General features: G+C 63.9%; 13 protein-coding genes and 1 riboswitch. Of the genes, 10 read left to right on the top strand and 3 right to left on the bottom strand.

Features of this window, described 5'->3' with window-relative positions:
• Positions 1 to 118 precede the first annotated feature (118 nt).
• The 6 genes from AC3ANQ_RS09530 (at position 119) to ftsY (ending at position 7,671) form a co-directional block, all read left to right on the top strand.
• Positions 119 to 646, top strand: a complete 528-nt coding sequence (locus AC3ANQ_RS09530) for a YceD family protein (protein WP_488304851.1) — start codon at positions 119 to 121, stop codon at positions 644 to 646.
• A gap of 32 nt (positions 647 to 678) precedes the next feature.
• Positions 679 to 882, top strand: coding sequence for a 50S ribosomal protein L32 (gene rpmF, locus AC3ANQ_RS09535; RefSeq protein WP_028264646.1), 204 nt, complete (start codon positions 679 to 681; stop codon positions 880 to 882).
• Between the two features lie 24 nt (positions 883 to 906).
• Positions 907 to 1,656, top strand: coding sequence for a ribonuclease III (rnc, locus tag AC3ANQ_RS09540; protein WP_488304852.1), 750 nt, complete (start codon positions 907 to 909; stop codon positions 1,654 to 1,656).
• Between the two features lie 5 nt (positions 1,657 to 1,661).
• The gene (mutM, locus tag AC3ANQ_RS09545; RefSeq protein WP_488304853.1) at positions 1,662 to 2,639 is read left to right on the top strand and encodes a bifunctional DNA-formamidopyrimidine glycosylase/DNA-(apurinic or apyrimidinic site) lyase; all 978 of its coding nucleotides are present in this window, start codon (positions 1,662 to 1,664) and stop codon (positions 2,637 to 2,639) included.
• A gap of 188 nt (positions 2,640 to 2,827) precedes the next feature.
• Positions 2,828 to 6,430 (top strand): chromosome segregation protein SMC, encoded by a 3,603-nt coding sequence (gene smc / locus AC3ANQ_RS09550; RefSeq protein WP_488304854.1) that lies wholly within the window; start codon positions 2,828 to 2,830, stop codon positions 6,428 to 6,430.
• 20 nt (positions 6,431 to 6,450) lie between these two features.
• Positions 6,451 to 7,671 (top strand): signal recognition particle-docking protein FtsY, encoded by a 1,221-nt coding sequence (gene ftsY, locus AC3ANQ_RS09555; protein ID WP_488304855.1) that lies wholly within the window; start codon positions 6,451 to 6,453, stop codon positions 7,669 to 7,671.
• 13 nt (positions 7,672 to 7,684) lie between these two features.
• On the opposite strand, the gene AC3ANQ_RS09560 is transcribed toward ftsY, so the two are convergent.
• Entirely contained in the window at positions 7,685 to 8,932 is a 1,248-nt protein-coding gene (locus AC3ANQ_RS09560) for an MFS transporter (RefSeq protein ID WP_488304856.1), read from the bottom strand.
• Between the two features lie 223 nt (positions 8,933 to 9,155).
• On the opposite strand from AC3ANQ_RS09560, the gene AC3ANQ_RS09565 reads away from it, so the two are divergent.
• Positions 9,156 to 10,490, top strand: a complete 1,335-nt coding sequence (locus AC3ANQ_RS09565) for an ammonium transporter (protein ID WP_488304857.1) — start codon at positions 9,156 to 9,158, stop codon at positions 10,488 to 10,490.
• Entirely contained in the window at positions 10,487 to 10,825 is a 339-nt protein-coding gene (locus AC3ANQ_RS09570) for a P-II family nitrogen regulator (protein WP_028264639.1), read from the top strand. The genes AC3ANQ_RS09565 and AC3ANQ_RS09570 overlap by 4 nt, the downstream gene beginning before the upstream one ends.
• 96 nt (positions 10,826 to 10,921) lie before the next feature.
• Here AC3ANQ_RS09570 and AC3ANQ_RS09575 read toward each other — a convergent pair whose 3' ends face one another.
• Positions 10,922 to 12,322: a glucose-6-phosphate dehydrogenase gene (locus AC3ANQ_RS09575; RefSeq protein WP_488304858.1), complete on the bottom strand. Its 1,401-nt coding sequence runs from the start codon at positions 12,320 to 12,322 to the stop codon at positions 10,922 to 10,924.
• 151 nt (positions 12,323 to 12,473) lie between these two features.
• Here AC3ANQ_RS09575 and ffh point away from each other — a divergent pair, with 151 nt between their 5' ends.
• Together ffh and AC3ANQ_RS09585 are read left to right on the top strand one after the other, a co-directional pair.
• A complete protein-coding gene (gene ffh / locus AC3ANQ_RS09580; RefSeq protein WP_488304859.1) occupies positions 12,474 to 14,045 on the top strand; it encodes a signal recognition particle protein in 1,572 nt (523 codons plus the stop codon).
• 103 nt (positions 14,046 to 14,148) lie between these two features.
• Positions 14,149 to 14,898, top strand: coding sequence for an alpha/beta fold hydrolase (locus tag AC3ANQ_RS09585; RefSeq protein WP_488304860.1), 750 nt, complete (start codon positions 14,149 to 14,151; stop codon positions 14,896 to 14,898).
• Here AC3ANQ_RS09585 and thiC read toward each other — a convergent pair whose 3' ends face one another.
• Entirely contained in the window at positions 14,899 to 16,728 is a 1,830-nt protein-coding gene (gene thiC, locus AC3ANQ_RS09590) for a phosphomethylpyrimidine synthase ThiC (RefSeq protein WP_488304861.1), read from the bottom strand.
• Positions 16,724 to 16,831, bottom strand: a riboswitch (TPP riboswitch). Its footprint overlaps the gene before it by 5 nt.
• Between the last annotated feature and the right edge of the window lie 53 nt (positions 16,832 to 16,884).

Genomic DNA, 16,884 nt, shown 5'->3' on the forward strand with positions numbered 1-16,884 from the left:
TCGGGGCAGAACGCGCTGAAATTGACCCGGTTTGAGTCCGTTCACGCGTTCAGGCTAAGATGGTACGTCGGTCATATGTTCTACAGGAGTTCTCATTAAGCGAGATGCAAGTTCGCCTTTGACGCTGGACGTCAAGGACCTCGGACGTAGTCCAGGAAGCATGCGGACGCTCACTGAACATGTACCCGCGCCAAGTGACCTTGGTGTGGCACTCATTGGCGTTCAGGAAGGCTCGGATATCGAGCTCGACCTGAGGCTTGAGGCCGTACACGAAGGAATTCTGGTATCTGGAACCGTATTCGCTGAAGTCAAGGGCGAATGCGGACGATGCCTGGATCCCCTTGCGTATGACCTTGAGGTCAATGTGCAAGAACTTTTCTTCTATGAAGGCATTGAGCTTTCGGACGAAGAAGACGATGAAGAGCAACGTCGAGTCGAGCACGATCTAATCGATCTTGAGCCGGTGTTGCGGGACGCAGTTGTAACTATGCTGCCGTTCCAGCCGGTGTGCCGGGAAGACTGCCAGGGCCTCTGCTCCGAATGCGGAGTGCGTCTGGAAGACGAGCCGGGGCACCACCACGAGGTCCTGGATCCTCGCTGGGCTGCCCTAGCTGAACTGGCTAAGTCTGACCGGCAAACTGATTAGTAAGTGTTGACTAAGAGAGAAATGAGATAGCCGTGGCTGTTCCCAAGCGGAAAATGTCTCGCGCGAATACACGCGCCCGCCGTGCCCAGTGGAAGGCAACTGCCCCCAACCTGGTCAAGACCATCGAAAACGGCCAGGTTGTTTACAGCCTGCCGCACCAGGCAAAGGTCGTTACCGACTCTGCCGGCACTGCGCTGTTCCTTGAATACAAGGGACGCAAGGTCGCAGACGTCTAAATCCGCCACATAGGCTGACAAAGGATGTCTTCAACTGAAGAGCTTCTGAAGCGTCTCGGTGTCTCTATTGACGCCGAGACGCTTCGTCTTGCTCTCACACATCGTTCATACGCGTATGAAAACGGCGGGATTCCCACCAACGAGCGCCTCGAATTCCTCGGCGACTCCATTCTGGGCTTCTCCGTGACCGATTCCCTGTACCGGGATAACCCGGCACTGCCGGAGGGCGAACTCGCCAAGCGACGCTCCGCCGTCGTCAGCACCCGCGCCCTGGCAGGTATTGGCCGGGACCTTGGCATCGGCGAATACATCTATCTCGGGCAGGGCGAAAGACTCACCGACGGTAAGAACAAGTCCTCGATTCTTGCGGACACCATGGAAGCGCTCATCGGCGCAACCTACCTGTCCAATGACATCGAGACCGCGCGCAAGCTGGTCATGCGACTCGTTGGTCCATTGCTGAAGGACGCCGCAGCCCTCGGGGCCGGTACCGACTGGAAGACCAGCATGCAGGAGCTTGCCGCCAGCCGTCAGCTCGGATCCATCTACTATGCGGTGGAGGGCTCCGGTCCGGACCACGCGCGCTCTTTTGAGGCAGTGCTGCAGATCGGCGGTACCGCTTACGGCAAGGGCTCCGGCCACTCCAAGAAGGAAGCCGAGCAGGAGGCTGCCGCAGATGCATGGCGCACCCTCAACAGCAAGGCCAACCCGGGGAGCGAGATCGCCGCGACCAGCAAGGCTGACGCCCCGGCTGATTCCGCGCACGGCGCCTGAGTCCAATGCCGGAACTCCCCGAAGTCGAAGTGGTACGCCGCGGTTTGGCGCGCTGGGTGCGGGGCCGGACCATCACGTCCGTGGACGTCCTGGACCCGCGCTCCATCCGCCGCCACGCGCTGGGCACGGAAGACTTCGTCGGCAACCTTGAGCACGCCACGGTCTTGGACGTCGTCCGGCGAGGTAAGTTCCTCTGGATGCCTTTGCAGGCTGAAGAGCCTCGCGGCGCCGGTGGTGCCCGCAGTACCGACGCAGATCGGCTGCCCGGCGTCGCGCTCATGGCGCACCTTGGCATGAGCGGCCAGCTGCTCATGCAGGATCCCGGCGTTCCGGATGAGAAGCACCTCAAAGTCCGCATCAGCCTGAGCCAGTCCGACGGTATGCCCGAGCAATTGCGGTTTGTGGACCAGCGGATCTTCGGCGGACTGTTTGTCACGTCCCTTGTGCCAACGCCCGACGGCGGTCCCGGCGGTGAGGGTGAGACGCCACTTCCGGAAATTGCCGAAGAAGCCTCCCACATTGCCCGCGATCCGCTGGATCCCCACTTCTCCTTTGACGACTTCTACCGCAAGGTCAAAGCCCGCAAGACCGGGCTCAAACGTGCTCTATTGGACCAGGGCGTCATTTCCGGGATAGGCAACATCTACGCCGACGAGGCCCTCTGGCGGTCCAAACTCCACTATGCGAGGCCGACCGACACCCTCCGGCGGGCCGACGCCGCCCGGATTGTGGATGCCGCCCGGGACGTCATGGTGGACGCCCTGGTAGCTGGCGGTACGAGCTTCGATTCGCTCTATGTCAACGTCAATGGTGATTCCGGATACTTTGCCCGATCCCTCGATGCCTATGGGCGGGCCGGCGAACCATGCAGGCGCTGCGCCGCTGCCGGGCTGCCCGGTGTGATCAAACGCGAGCAGTTCATGAACCGGTCCTCCTACACTTGCCCCGTTTGCCAGCCGAAGCCGCGCAACGGCCGCTGGTAGCACTTTTCGCCCGGAAATGAGCGCCGTTTCCATTGCCGGGCCACCGTAGGCAAAGGCAACAGCCCTGAACGCGCCGCGGGAGCTACGGCCGCCGGAAATCAAGGGTACGTCCCGCAAATCCAGGGATTTCCGCCGTCGGGCAGTAGATTGAGAAGGGGAAATCAGCCACTCAGGAGAACCGAAACACCTTGCATCTGAAAAGTTTGACTGTCCGGGGGTTCAAGTCGTTCGCGTCGGCCACGACGTTCGACTTCGAGCCGGGCGTCACTGCCGTTGTCGGCCCCAACGGTTCGGGCAAGTCCAATGTGGTTGACGCGCTGGCCTGGGTGATGGGCGAACAGGGCGCCAAGACCCTGCGCGGCGGCAAAATGGAAGATGTCATTTTCGCCGGGACATCGGGGCGGCCGCCCTTGGGCCGCGCGCATGTTTCGCTGACCATTGACAACGCCGACGGTGCCTTGCCGATCGAATACAGCGAAGTCACCATTTCCCGCACGCTCTTCCGGACCGGCGGGTCCGAGTACGCCATCAACGGCTCGCCGTGCCGTCTCCTGGATATCCAGGAATTGCTCTCGGATTCAGGGCTGGGCCGGGAAATGCATGTGATCGTGGGGCAAGGGCAGTTGGACCGGGTCCTGCACGCCACTCCTGAGGACCGCCGGGGATTCATCGAAGAGGCCGCAGGCATCCTGAAGCACCGGCGTCGCAAGGAAAAGACTGTCCGCAAGCTGGAAGCCATGCAGGCAAACCTGCAACGCCTTGGCGACCTCACGGCAGAAATCCGCCGGCAACTCACGCCCCTGGGCAAGCAGGCTGAAGTCGCCCGCCGGGCCCGGACCGTACAGTTCGACGTCCGTGATGCCAAGTCCCGGCTGTTGGCGGACGAACTCGTGCAGCTCACCAAAGCTTTGGAGAAAGATGTCGCGGATGAAGCTGCGTTGAAGGAACGCCGCGAGACCGTTGAAGCGGAACTCGGCGCAGGTCGCCAACGCCAGCTCCGTCTTGAGCAACTCGCTGCTGTTGCGACGCCCAGGCTCAATGCGGCCCGGGACAATTGGTATCAATTGTCCGCCACCAGGGACCGGCTTAGAGCTTTGGGATCGCTCGCCACCGAGCGTCGCCGCCTCCTCGGATCCACAGATGCTGGCCCCGATTCCGGCCGCGACCCGGATCACCTCGACCGGCAGGCGGCACGGGTACGGCAGGAACAGTCGGAACTTGAGCACGACATCCTGGCGAAGCAGGCAGCTCTTCTCGAGGCCACCGCTGCCAAACAGGAAGCCGAGAACCTGGCCTCAGCCGAGGACAAGCGCCTGACAGCCGTGCTGCGCGCGGCGGCCGATCGCCGTGAAGGACTCGCGAAACTCGTTGGACAGTTGGCTGCCGCGCGTTCCCGGGCGGAGGCTGCCGAGGCCGAGCGGGGCAGGCTCAGGGAATCGCTTTCTGCCGGTGAGGAGCGCCGTCGCCACGCGCAAAGCGAGTTCACGGCCCTCGAGTCACAAGTGGCCGGGGTTGAAGACGGCGAGGAGAGCCTCGACGCCGAATACGAGGGCGCCACCGCCCTTCTCGACGAGATCAACGCCGAGATCGAGGCCTTGAAAGCTGCCGAACGGGACGAAGTCCGCGAACGTGATGCCCTTATCGCCCGCCGTGATGCCCTGCAACTGGGACTCAACCGCAAGGATGGCTCTTCGCGGATCCTGTCCTCGGGTCACCCCGGGGTCGTGGGTTCGTTGGCTTCGCTTCTGACGGTCGAGCCCGGCTATGAGGCCGCAGTGGCCGCGGCGCTCGGCAGCGCCTCAGACGCCGTGGTCGTGACCGACGGCGCAGGAGCGGTCGCCGCGATGCAGTTGCTGAAAGACGCCGACGCCGGACGCGCTTCACTTTTGCTGGCGGGCGCGGCACCGTCCGCCGCTCCGGAGCTTGACTTGCCGGAAGTGCCGGCGCTGCCGGACGGTGCTCGTTGGGCCACTGAGTTGGTTCAGGCCGATGGTCCCGAAGCGAGTGGCGCCGTGGCCCTCCTGGCCCTCCTGGCCCTCACCGCCGTCGTCGACGGACTGGGCGCGGCGGCAAGCCTCATTGCCGACAACCCGAGGCTCACCGCCGTAACCCACGAAGGGGACGTCTTCAGGGCCCTGACCGTGGACGGCGGATCGGCCACGGCGCCGTCGCTCCTTGAGGTCCAAGCCGCAGTGGACGACGCCGAAGCCCGGCTTCTGGAGCTCACCACCCGTCTTGAACGTGGCAAGTTCGCCCTGGCGGGGGCCGAAGCCCGCCGGGCCGACGCGCAGGAACGCGCGGACGCTGCCCTGGATAAACTCCATGACTCGGATGCCCGGCTGGCCGCCGTGGCCGAACGGCTTGGCCACCTGAATTCCCAGTTGCGCAGCGCCGTCGCGGAAAGCGATCGCCTGGCGGATTCCTTGGCCAAGGCCGAACTGAACATCGCCGTCGCCGAGGAATCCCTTGAGCTTGCCGCGGAACGGCTAGCCGCGGCACAAGAAGCCCCCCAGGAAGAAGAGCCTTCCACGGAGCACCGGGATGCCTTGTCGAGGGCTGCCAGCGAAGCCCGGTCCCGTGAGATGGAGGTCAGGCTAGGGTTGCGCAGTGCTGAGGAACAGCTCGCCGCAACCAGCAACCGGGCTGCATCCCTGGAACGGGCCGCCGCAAGCGAACGGCGTGCCCGTGAGGAGGCGGCGCGGCGGGCCCTGCGGCGCAAAGCCCAAGCCGAGCGGGCCTCGGCAGTGGCCTCCGCCGTCGAACAGACGGTTCGCTTCGTTGACGTTTCAGTGGACTTGGCCGCCCGCGCCCGCGACCTCGCTGAGGCGGTCCGTGAACAGCGGGAGAGGGAACTCGCCGATGTCCGGAGCAGCAACGACGCCTTGGCCCAAGAACTGGCCGGACTGACGGATTCCGTGCACCGCGACGAACTCGCGCGAGCCCAACAGAGGCTCAGGATCGAAGCCCTGGAAACGCGCGCCATCGAAGAACTCGGCCTGTCGGCAGAGCAACTCGTGGCCGATTTCGGTCCGGAACAGCCCGTTCCGGCGCCCGCTGCCGCCACGGACAAATGGGCCGAACTCCGTGCCCCGGTGGACGAGGACGGAAACCCTGTTGTCGAGGGTATTCCTTTTGTCCGCGCTGAGCAGGAGAAACGGCTCCGGAAGGCCGAACGGGACCTCGCCGCGCTCGGCAAAGTGAACCCGTTGGCGCTTGAGGAATTTGCGGCACTCGAGGAACGGCACCAATTCCTGAGCACACAGCTGGAAGATCTCAAGTCCAGCCGAAAAGACCTTCTGGACATCATTAAGGAAGTGGACAACCGCGTCCAGCAGGTCTTTGCCGAAGCCTTCGCCGATACGTCCAAGCAGTTCGACCACGTCTTTGCGCGGCTCTTTCCTGGCGGGGAGGGCAAGTTGGTACTGACGGACCCGGACGACATGCTGAGCACCGGCATCGAGGTTGAGGCAAGGCCTGCCGGCAAGAAGATCAAGCGCTTGTCCTTGCTTTCTGGCGGCGAACGGTCGCTGACAGCTGTCGCCCTGCTTGTGGCGATTTTCAAGGCGAGGCCGTCCCCGTTTTATGTCATGGACGAGGTGGAAGCTGCGCTGGACGATACGAACCTGGGCAGGCTGATCACGATCTTCGAAGAACTGCGCGAGTCCAGCCAGCTGATTGTCATTACCCACCAGAAGCGGACCATGGAAGTCGCGGACGCCCTGTACGGAGTGACAATGCGGGGCGACGGAGTGTCTACCGTCATCAGCCAGAGGCTCGGTGCCGAGGTCTAGCTTTGTGAGAAGCTAGGGGAGTGAATGATCTCCTCCCCATTATTCTGTCCATTGTCGCTGCCATTGTGGTGGTCGGAGGGCTGATTCCTGTCCTGCTCAAGGCGCGGAAGTCTTCCTCGACCTACGCTGGAACGCGCGACGCCAACGATCCTGTTAATACGGCGTCGGCGGGCGGCGGAACGATTGTCGACGACGCCCCCGGTGCCGTGCGGGAACGCCCGGCGCCCGGTATCGTCGTCGAGCCAGACCTTGCCGTTCCGGAGACCGACGTTCCTGACGACGCCGCGGGACTGGAACTCATCGAGGTGGAGACCCCTGCCCCGGTGGAGGGCCGCCTCAACCGGCTTCGGGCGCGACTGGTCAAATCCAACAACATCCTCGGCAAGGGACTCCTGGCACTGCTTGCGAGCGACAAGATCGACGAAGATGTCTGGGACGAAGTCGAGGAAACGCTGCTCCTTGCCGACCTTGGCACCGAGCCCACCATGCAGCTGGTGGATGCACTGCGTGAACGGGTGAAAGTCCAAGGCACCCGCAACCCGGAGGAAGTCAAAGCCCTCCTGCGCGAGGAACTCATCAAGCTCGTAGACCCCACCATGGACCGCAGCCTGAACGTGGACCGTAAGGGGGACCACCCCGCCATCATGATCGTGGTCGGTGTCAACGGTGTCGGCAAGACCACCACCGTGGGCAAGCTGGCGCGTGTTCTGGTCGCCGAGGACAAGGACGTCCTCCTTGGCGCTGCCGATACCTTCCGTGCGGCGGCCGCGGAGCAGCTTGCCACCTGGGGGCAGCGCGTCGGCGTCGCAACGGTCAGGTCCCACGTCGACGGAGCGGACCCCGCCTCTGTCGCGTATGAGGCCGTCAAATCCGGCATCGAGCAGGAAGTCGATGTCGTCATGATCGACACCGCTGGCCGCCTGCAGAACAAGGTCGGCCTCATGGACGAACTCAGCAAGGTCAAGCGGGTCATCGAGAAGCTGGCTGAAGTGGACGAGGTCCTGCTGGTGCTGGATGCGACCACCGGACAGAACGGCTTGAACCAGGCCAAGGTCTTTGCCGAGGTGGTCAACATCACGGGAATCGTGCTCACCAAACTGGATGGCACCGCGAAGGGCGGCATCGTCGTCGCGATCCAAAAGGCTCTAGGCGTCCCGGTCAAGCTTGTTGGCCTTGGCGAAGGCCCGGACGACCTCGCCCCGTTCGAGGCCGAAGCCTTCGTCGACGCCCTGCTGAACTGAATGCCCCGCTGAACTAGCCGCTGGGTGAGTCGATTCGCTCCGGCACGCGCTGCATCGGCTCGCGGGCCACGGACCAGCCGACGGAGGAGAGCAAGAGGATGCCGCCTGTTGCGCCGAACGCCCAGCCGTAGCCAAAACCGTCGGCCAGGAGGCCAACCAGAACAGGCCCGACGATCGCTCCGGCATCGGAGGCCATCTGGAAGGCCGCCAGTACCTTCCCGCCTGAACGGCCGCGACCTATGATGTCCCCGACGGCGGCCTGCTGGGCAGGGTTCAGCAAACCCGAGCCGAAACCGGCAACAGCGGAAGCCGCGAAAAACGCGGGAAGACTGCTCGTCAAGCCGATGGTGGCAGTGGCCAAGCCCGTGACGATCAGGCCCAGCAGCATCATGGGCTTGCGGCCGAAGCTGTCGGCCAAGCGGCCGGAGAAGGTCAGCGCCAGCGCGTTGCCCCCTGCGAACACGGCCAGGGCCCAGCCCGCCGAGCCGGCACCGGCGGCCAGGACAACCACGGCGAACAATGGCACGGTGGCCATGCGCACCCCGAAGGTCGCCCAGCCGTTGCTGAAGCTCGAGAACAGCGCGGCCAGGTAGGCAGAATCGCGCAGGGCCTCTTTTAGTTGCATTGCCGGCCCCGCCGCGTCTCCCTGCCTCGCTCCCTTTGAACTGCCCCTCAGTTGCGTGCGTACGACGAGGGCCGCGAGCACCAGGGCAGCCGCGTAGGCAAGGAATGGGACGCGTAACCCGAACCCGGCAAGCAGTCCACCAACCACGGGGCCGAGGACGCTGCCTATCAAGAAGGCAGAAGCGTAAGCGCCGGAGACCCGCCCGCGGCTTTCCGGGGGAGCGAGGCGGATCAGCAAGCCCATCGCTGCGACCGTGAACATCACGGAACCGGCCCCGCCGAGGCCCCGGAACACCAGCAGTTGCCAATAGCTTTGGGCGAAGGCGCAGGCCGCCGTGGAGGCCGCCACAATCAGCAACCCCGCGATGTACACGGGGCGCTCGCCGAAGCGGCCCATCAGGGCGCCCCCGGCTGGAGCGAATACCAGGCGCATGAAGGCGAAGATACTCACGATCACGGCGGCCGCCGTTGCTCCGACGTCGAATGTGGTGGCGAACTGCGGGAGCACGGGCGCTACGAGGCCAAAACCCAGTGCGATCAGGAACGCTGCCACCAACATCACCTTGATGTCCCGAGGCAGGGCGGCCTTCGTGGCGCGAGCCCCTTGGTTTGCGCGGGATTTGGGGCTTGCGGTCATTGTGTTGAGGTCCTCCGGGTCGTGTTGGTGCGGGGAATGTGGAACTGACGAAACATATCCGTAACAAGGGCGATATGCACCATTTACTTTCGAGAAGTTCTTGTAACAGCCCGGCAATCTAAAACCTTCGCAGGTGAAACACTGCCCCGCAAAAATCTTACGTAGAACGCAAACGCGTTGGGATAGGCGGCTCAGCCGCATCAACAGCAGAGAGGACGTAGACATGGACTTCACAGCCGGTCTCGTTTGGCTCCTGGTCGCATCAGCCTTCGTGCTGTTCATGACCCCGGGCCTGGCATTCTTCTATGGCGGCATGACCCGTGCCAAGGCCGCCTTGAACATGATGATGATGAGCTTCATCGCCATCGGCACAGTGACCCTCGTATGGGTTCTGTGGGGCGCATCGATGTCCACCAGCAACGACGACAACTTCTTCCAGCTGTTCGCGAACCCGTTCAGCCACTTCGGTTTGCACAACTTCACCGATCCGGCAGACCTCCTCCACGTTGGATACGCCGTCACCTTCGCGATCATCACCGTCGCTCTCATTTCCGGTGCCATCGCGGACCGCGCAAAGTTCTCGGCATGGACGCTCTTCACCCCGATCTGGGCCACCCTCGTCTACGCGCCCCTGGCCTACATGGTCTGGGGTGGCGGCCTCTTCTCCGCGACCGGCTGGTTCGGCCAGACCTTTGCCCCCGTCATCGACTTCGCCGGTGGCACCGTGGTGCACATCAACGCCGGTGTGGCCGGCCTCATCCTTGTCCTGATCATCGGCAACCGCAAGGGCTTCGGCAAGGACCCGAACCACCGCCCGCACAACGTACCGCTGGTCATGCTTGGTGCAGCCATCCTCTGGTTCGGCTGGTTCGGCTTCAACGCAGGTGCTGCGGCAAACGTGCAGCAGGCCAGCCTTATCTGGATCAACACGCTCGTCGCACCGGCAGCCGCCATGCTCGGCTGGCTTGTTGTGGAGCGCATCCGTGACGGTCACCCCACCTCGCTCGGAGCTGCTTCGGGTGTCGTCGCCGGTCTGGTCGCTATCACCCCGGCTTGTGCCAACGTTTCCCCGCTCGGTGCCATCGCGCTCGGTATCGCAGCCGGCGTTGCCTCGGCTCTCGCCGTCGGCCTGAAGTTCAAGCTTGGCTACGACGACTCGCTCGATGTCGTGGGCGTCCACTTGGTGTCCGGCATCATCGGCACTGTGGCCATCGGCTTCCTCGCCACCCCGACCCAGGGTCCGGCCGGCCTGTTCTACGGCGGCGGTACCACCCAGCTGGTTGCACAGTCCCTCGCGGCGCTTTGCTCGATCGTGTTCACCGGCGTCATGACATTCATCATCGCCTTCCCGATCCACAAGCTCATGGGCTTCCGGATCTCCGAACGCCAGGAGATCGCCGGTGCAGACCTTAGCCTGCATGCCGAAACGGCATACGAGTTCGGCATCGGCGGCCACGGAGGCAGTTTCCAGCCCCTGCACGACCTCATCACCGGCAAGGCATCGTCCGAGGCAGCTGACGAAGCATCCGTATCAGGCAAGGAGAGTGTCCAGGCATGAAACTCATCACGGCGATCGTCCGCCCGGAGAAGCTCGACGCCATCCGAGAGGGGCTCGAAGCTTACGGGGTACAGGGACTGACGGTCAGCGCGGCCAGCGGCTACGGCCGGCAGCGCGGTTACACCGAGGTGTACCGCGGAGCCGAGTACAACGTGGACCTGCTTCCCAAGATCCGCGTGGAGGTCCTGGCCACGGATGAGCAGGCAGACGACATCCTCGATGTCCTGATTGCTTCCTCCAACACCGGCCGTGCCGGTGACGGCAAAGTCTGGACCGTGGACGTCTACGAAGCGGTCCGTGTCCGCACGGGCGAGCGCGGCGCAGCAGCCATCTAAAGCACCCAACGCAAAGAGGGGCCGGGTACCTGGAAAGGTACCCGGCCCCTCTTGCATGTCAGCTTCCGCAGGATCCCAGCCAGCAGTCCGGCCGGCTCAGCCCCCGACGGCGGTGGGCCAGTCCGCGGGACCGGAGCCGCCGGCGTCGTACTTTTCAAGCGGCACCGAATCCTTGGCCCAGGCTTTCAGTACGGGCTCAACGATCCGCCAGCAGTCCACGGCAGTGTCTCCGCGGACGGAAAGCAGGGGATCGCCGGTGATGATCCCCTCCAGGACTTCTCCGTAGGGCAGGAGATCGGAAGCGTTCAGGTCGGAGGTGAGCGTCACGCGATCAAGCGTGAAGACGTCCCCGGGGCCGTTGACGTCAACGTCGAGCTGCAGAGTGTCCGGACCGAATCCGATGCGCAGCTGGTTGGGGGAGTCCACCCCTTGGAACCCGGACGGCAGGTGCGGAACGGGCCGGAAGGTGATGATGGCTTCCTTGCGCGCGCGGCCCAGGGCCTTGCCTGAGCGCAGGATGAAGGGGACTCCCTTCCAGCGCCAGTTGTCGATCGACACTTCAACTTCCGCGAGCGTCTCGGTGTTCCGGGCGGGATCCACGCCTTCCTCTTCGACATAGTCCGGAACCGGATGCCCGCCGCTTCGGCCGGAGCTGTAGCGGGCTCTGCGCGTGGTCTTCCGGTAGGGCGCGCTGATGCTGCTTGCGCGCAGCACGGTGGCGATCGCGCCGCGGAGATCGCCCTCGCCGATGGTGGCGGGGGCATCAATGGCCAGGAGCGCCATGATGTGCAGCAAATGGCTCTGGATCATGTCCTTCAGGGCGCCCGCGTTGTCGTAGTAGCGCGCACGCCCTTCGAGTGCGAGGTCTTCGTCGAAAATGACCTCCACCTTTTCGATGTGGTCCCGGTTCCACACGGGTTCGAGGAACCTGTTGGCGAAGCGCAAGCCCAGGATGTTCAGGACGGTGGCTTTGCCGAGGAAATGGTCCACGCGGTGGATGTGGTCTTCCGGGACCAAGGCCGCAAGGGTCTTGTTGAGGTCCCTGGCCGACTCCGAACTGGAGCCGAACGGCTTCTCCATCACCAAGCGCGTCCCGGTAGGCAGATCTGCGGCGTTGAGTACTTCACAGGCCTTTTGGCTGATGTGTGGAGGCAAAGCAAAGTAGACGGCTACCGGTGCTTCGAGTCCGGCCAGCAGCGTGGCGAGCTGGCCATCGGCCGTGACATCCAGCTGATGGTAGGCGGTGTTGTCCTCCATGGCCGCGACGGCTTTCTTCCCTGTGGCACCGGCGCCCTTGCCGGCCTCCTCAAAGGCGCCTTGCACCCGTTTTGTCCATTGCTGGGGGGTCCAGGGGTCGGAGCCGGCTCCCACAAGCTTGAGGCCGTCCGCGAGCCCGCCAGCTACAAGCCTGGCAAGGCCCGGCAATAGCAACCGGCCTGTCAGGTCACCGGAGGCACCTAAGATGAGCAACGTTTTGACTGTAGTTTTGCTGGTCACTGTGCCAGCATGCCATCTTGCAGGCGCGTCTTGGTACCCTAGATAGTCGAGTCCCCCAGTTGAGTCAGATTTGTTTGGGGCAGGAATCGTCAAGATGTTGGCGCGCCGGAACGGCCGCCATTCGTAGACCATTGAAAGAAGTGCACGGCGCGTGTTCAATTCACTCTCTGACCGGTTGACAGCAACCTTCAAGAATCTCCGTGGCAAGGGTCGCCTCACCGAGGCCGACGTCGATGCCACCGTCCGTGAGATCCGCCGTGCCCTTTTGGACGCGGACGTTGCCGTTTCCGTGGTCCGCGAGTTCACCGGGCGTATCCGTGAACGTGCTCTGGGTGCCGAGGTTTCCGGTGCCCTGAACCCCAGCCAGCAGATCGTGAAGATCGTCAACGAGGAACTCGTGGAGATCCTCGGCGGCGAGACCCGCCGTATCCGCTTGGCGAAGACCGGCCCCACCATCATCATGCTCGCCGGTTTGCAGGGTGCCGGTAAGACCACCCTCGCGGGCAAGCTGGCCAAATGGCTCAAGGCCCAGGGACACAGCCCCGTACTTGTTGCCGCCGACCTCCAGCGTCCCAACGCCGTGACGCAGCTCCAGATCGTCGGTGAACGCGCCGGCGTCCCCGTCTTCGCGCCGCACCCCGGCACCACAGTGGACCTCGACGTCCCGACGGGCGACCCCGTCGCCGTCGCACGTTCCGGTGTCGACGAAGCGCGCCAGAAGCTGCACGACGTCGTGATTGTCGACACCGCCGGCCGCCTCGGCGTCGACGCAGGAATGATGGACCAAGCCCGCCGTATCCGCCAGGCAATCATCCCGAACGAAGTGCTGTTCGTGATCGACTCCATGATCGGCCAGGACGCCGTTAATACGGCGGTTGCCTTCGATGAAGGCGTCAACTTCACGGGTGTCGTGCTCTCAAAGCTCGACGGCGACGCCCGCGGCGGTGCCGCCCTCTCGGTCGCGTCCGTCACCGGAAAGCCGGTCATGTTCGCGTCTACCGGCGAAGGCCTTGACGACTTCGAACTGTTCCACCCCGACCGCATGGCATCCCGCATCCTCGATATGGGTGACGTTCTCACCCTGATCGAGCAGGCCGAGAAGAACTGGGACAAGGACGAAGCGGCCCGGATGGCGAAGAAGTTCGCCGACCAGGAAGACTTCACCCTGGACGACTTCCTCGCCCAGATGCAGCAGATCCGCAACATGGGCTCCATGAAGAAGATGCTCATGATGATGCCGGGTGCGCAGAACATCCGCCAGCAGCTGGAGCAGTTCGACGAGCGCGAGATCGACCGCGTGGAAGCCATCGTTCGCTCGATGACCCCGCATGAGCGTCTGGCTCCGAAGATCATCAACGGATCCCGTCGGGCCCGCATTGCCCGTGGTTCCGGTGTGCACGTCTCCGAGGTCAACGGCCTCCTGGAGCGTTTCGCGCAGGCCCAGAAGATGATGAAGAAGCTCGCGCAGGGTGGCGGCATGCCCGGGATGCCGGGTATGCCGGGCCTCGGTGGCGGAGGTTCCCGCAAGGGTGGCAAGAGCGCGCCGAAGAAGAAGGCACGTTCCGGCAACCCCGCCAAGGCGGCCCAGGAACTGCGCGACGCCGAGAACAAGCGGGCGAACGCGGTCCCCACAGGCGCGGCATTCGGTCAGACCGGCGGCGACTTCGATCCTTCACAGTTGAACCTGCCGAAGGGCTTCGACAAGTTCCTCGGCGGCAAGTAGCCCTCGGCGCCCAACTGGCTACAGTAGGTGTCGTTTTGAGGGCTCAGAACGGCATCAACTGCCAGTTAGTTGGGTTGTCAGTCCCGTGCCATAGGGTGGATGAATGCAAAAGCAGCGCGTTGTGTTCGTCCACGGAGCAGGCACATTCGGCGCTGCCGCTTGGCCGAAGCAACACGGCATGGCGCTGGAATACGACGCGCTCTTCCTGAAACGCCACGGCTTCGATGCGCAGGCGGAGCCATTGGAATCCGATGTCGCCGCCGATGTGGACATCGTGCTCGAGTGCCTGGGAGCGCGGGAGACCGCATCATCCTCGGGGCCGGCTCGTGGTGGCCATGTTGTTGCGCATTCCCAAGGCGCGATTTCCGCCATGCTGGCTGCAGTAGAGCGGCCGGATCTGGTCCGTTCCCTTGTGCTGGTAGAGCCGGCGTGCCTTTCCTTGACGGCTGAATTGCCCGCCACCGCAGCCTACCGGGCTCTCATGGAGCCCTTATTCCGGGTCCGGCACGAACTCAGCGATGACGATTACCAGCGCGAGTTCGTCCGCCGGGCGTTTTCCTCGGAGGCTGCAGTCCTCAGTACCCCGGAGGCCCGGCGTACTGCTCGGCGCCTGCGGCTGCAGGCGCCGCCCTGGGAGGCCCCCCTGCACATCGTGCCGGGAGTCCCCACGCTTGTCTTGACCGGTGGTTGGGAACCGCTCTACGAAGAGATCGCCGGCTACCTGCAGGAAACCGGCGCCCTCCACCGCGTTGCGGCAGGAGGACACCGGCCTCATGACTCAGTTGAAGGAGACCGGATAATCCGTTCCTTCATTGCGGACGTCAGCCGCGCCGGATCAGTCCAAGCTTCCTGATTAGTTCAGGCTTCCTGACTTCGCTCCCGGTTGTCCCGCGGGAACCTCGAGCTCGGGCAAGTAGACCTTGCCTCCGGATGCCAGGAACTCCTCGCTCTTTTCGCGCATGCCGCTGTACATTTCCGCGATGGCTGCTTGGGAATCCGCTGAACCGTATTCATCGCGGATGTCCTGGCTGATGCGCATGGAGCAGAATTTCGGCCCGCACATGGAACAGAAGTGCGCCGTCTTGGCTGGTTCGGCCGGGAGCGTCTCGTCATGGAATGACTCTGCCGTCACGGGGTCCAGGGAGAGCGCGAACTGGTCGCGCCAGCGGAACTCAAAGCGGGCCTTGGACAGGGCGTCGTCGCGTTCGTGTGCGCCTGGGTGGCCCTTGGCGAGGTCGGCAGCATGGGCGGCGATCTTGTACGTGATCACACCAGTTTTGACGTCGTCCTTGTTTGGCAGGCCCAAGTGCTCCTTCGGCGTGACGTAGCAAAGCATCGCTGTTCCGTAGCGGGCAATCTCCGTGGCGCCGATCGCCGAGGTGATGTGGTCGTAGCCCGGGGCCACGTCGGTGACCAGGGGGCCCAAGGTGTAGAAGGGGGCGCCCTTGCACAGTTCCTGCTGGCGTTCCACGTTTTCCCGCACCAAGTGGAACGGAATGTGGCCCGGCCCCTCGACCATGACCTGTACGTCAAACTCCCAGGCCCGCATAGTCAGCTCGGCCAAGGTGTCCAGCTCGGCGAACTGCGCGGCGTCGTTCGCGTCCGCCGTCGCTCCAGGGCGCAGCCCATCGCCGAGGGAGAACGCGACGTCGTACTTCGCGAAGATTTCGCAGAGTTCGTCGAAGTGGGTGTAGAGGAAGTTTTCCTCGTGGTGGGCCAGGCACCAGCCCGCCATGATGGAGCCGCCGCGGGAAACGATGCCGGTCACTCGGTTGGCGGTCAGCGGAACGTAGCGCAGCAGTACGCCGGCGTGGATGGTCATGTAGTCCACGCCCTGCTCGCATTGTTCAATGACGGTGTCGCGGAAGATCTCCCAAGTGAGCTTGTTGGCTTCGCCGTTGACCTTCTCCAAGGCCTGGTAGATCGGCACGGTGCCGATCGGCACGGGGGAGTTGCGGATGATCCATTCGCGGGTGGTGTGGATGTCGTCGCCGGTGGACAGGTCCATGACCGTGTCTGCGCCCCACTGCGTGGCCCACTGCAGCTTGTCCACTTCTTCGGCGATGGAACTGGTGACGGCCGAGTTGCCGATGTTGGCGTTGATCTTCACGAGGAAGGCCTTGCCGATGATCATCGGTTCGGATTCGGGGTGGTTGATGTTGTTGGGAATGATGGCCCGGCCGGCGGCGACTTCGCTGCGGACCAGTTCAACATCGCAGTTCTCGCGAAGCGCCACGAACTGCATCTCGGGCGTCACGATGCCCTGCTTGGCATAGTGCATCTGAGTGACCGTCTTGCCTTCGAGGGCGCGGCGAGGCACCGGCTGTGCGCCCTTCCACTCCGCGGAGGCGGCGCCGCGGCGCACGGCCGACTTGCCGTCGTCGAGCAGGTTCCGTTCACGGCCGCCGTAGACCTCGGTATCGCCGCGGGCTTCGATCCACTCGCTCCGGAATGGCTCAAGGCCAACCACCGGATCGCTCCCGGGCCCTGCGGTGCGGTACACCTGGAAGGGCGCGTTGGCCTCGCCGTTCGGGGATGGTTCCAGGGCGATTTCCGTCACCGGAACCCGGATTCCAGTCTCGGCATCCTCCAGGAACGCGAGGGAATGCGACTTGAGGGACTGGGTCACTTCCTGCGCCGATCCGTTTTGGATAGGGCTCAGCTGTGTTTCTTTGGTGCTCAAAGGATCACTCACTTCCTTCGCCGGCATTACCCGGACAGGTTCAACGGTCGCAGGCTGCGTCAGCCCGATCTCAGCCCTTGCGAGGGCCCCCGTGTGGTCGTAGACGAAGCTACCACAGCCATTGGTACCCAGGACAGATGTGACCGAGGACAGATG

The sequence above is a fragment of the Arthrobacter sp. DMZ02-1R genome (assembly GCF_057747935.1).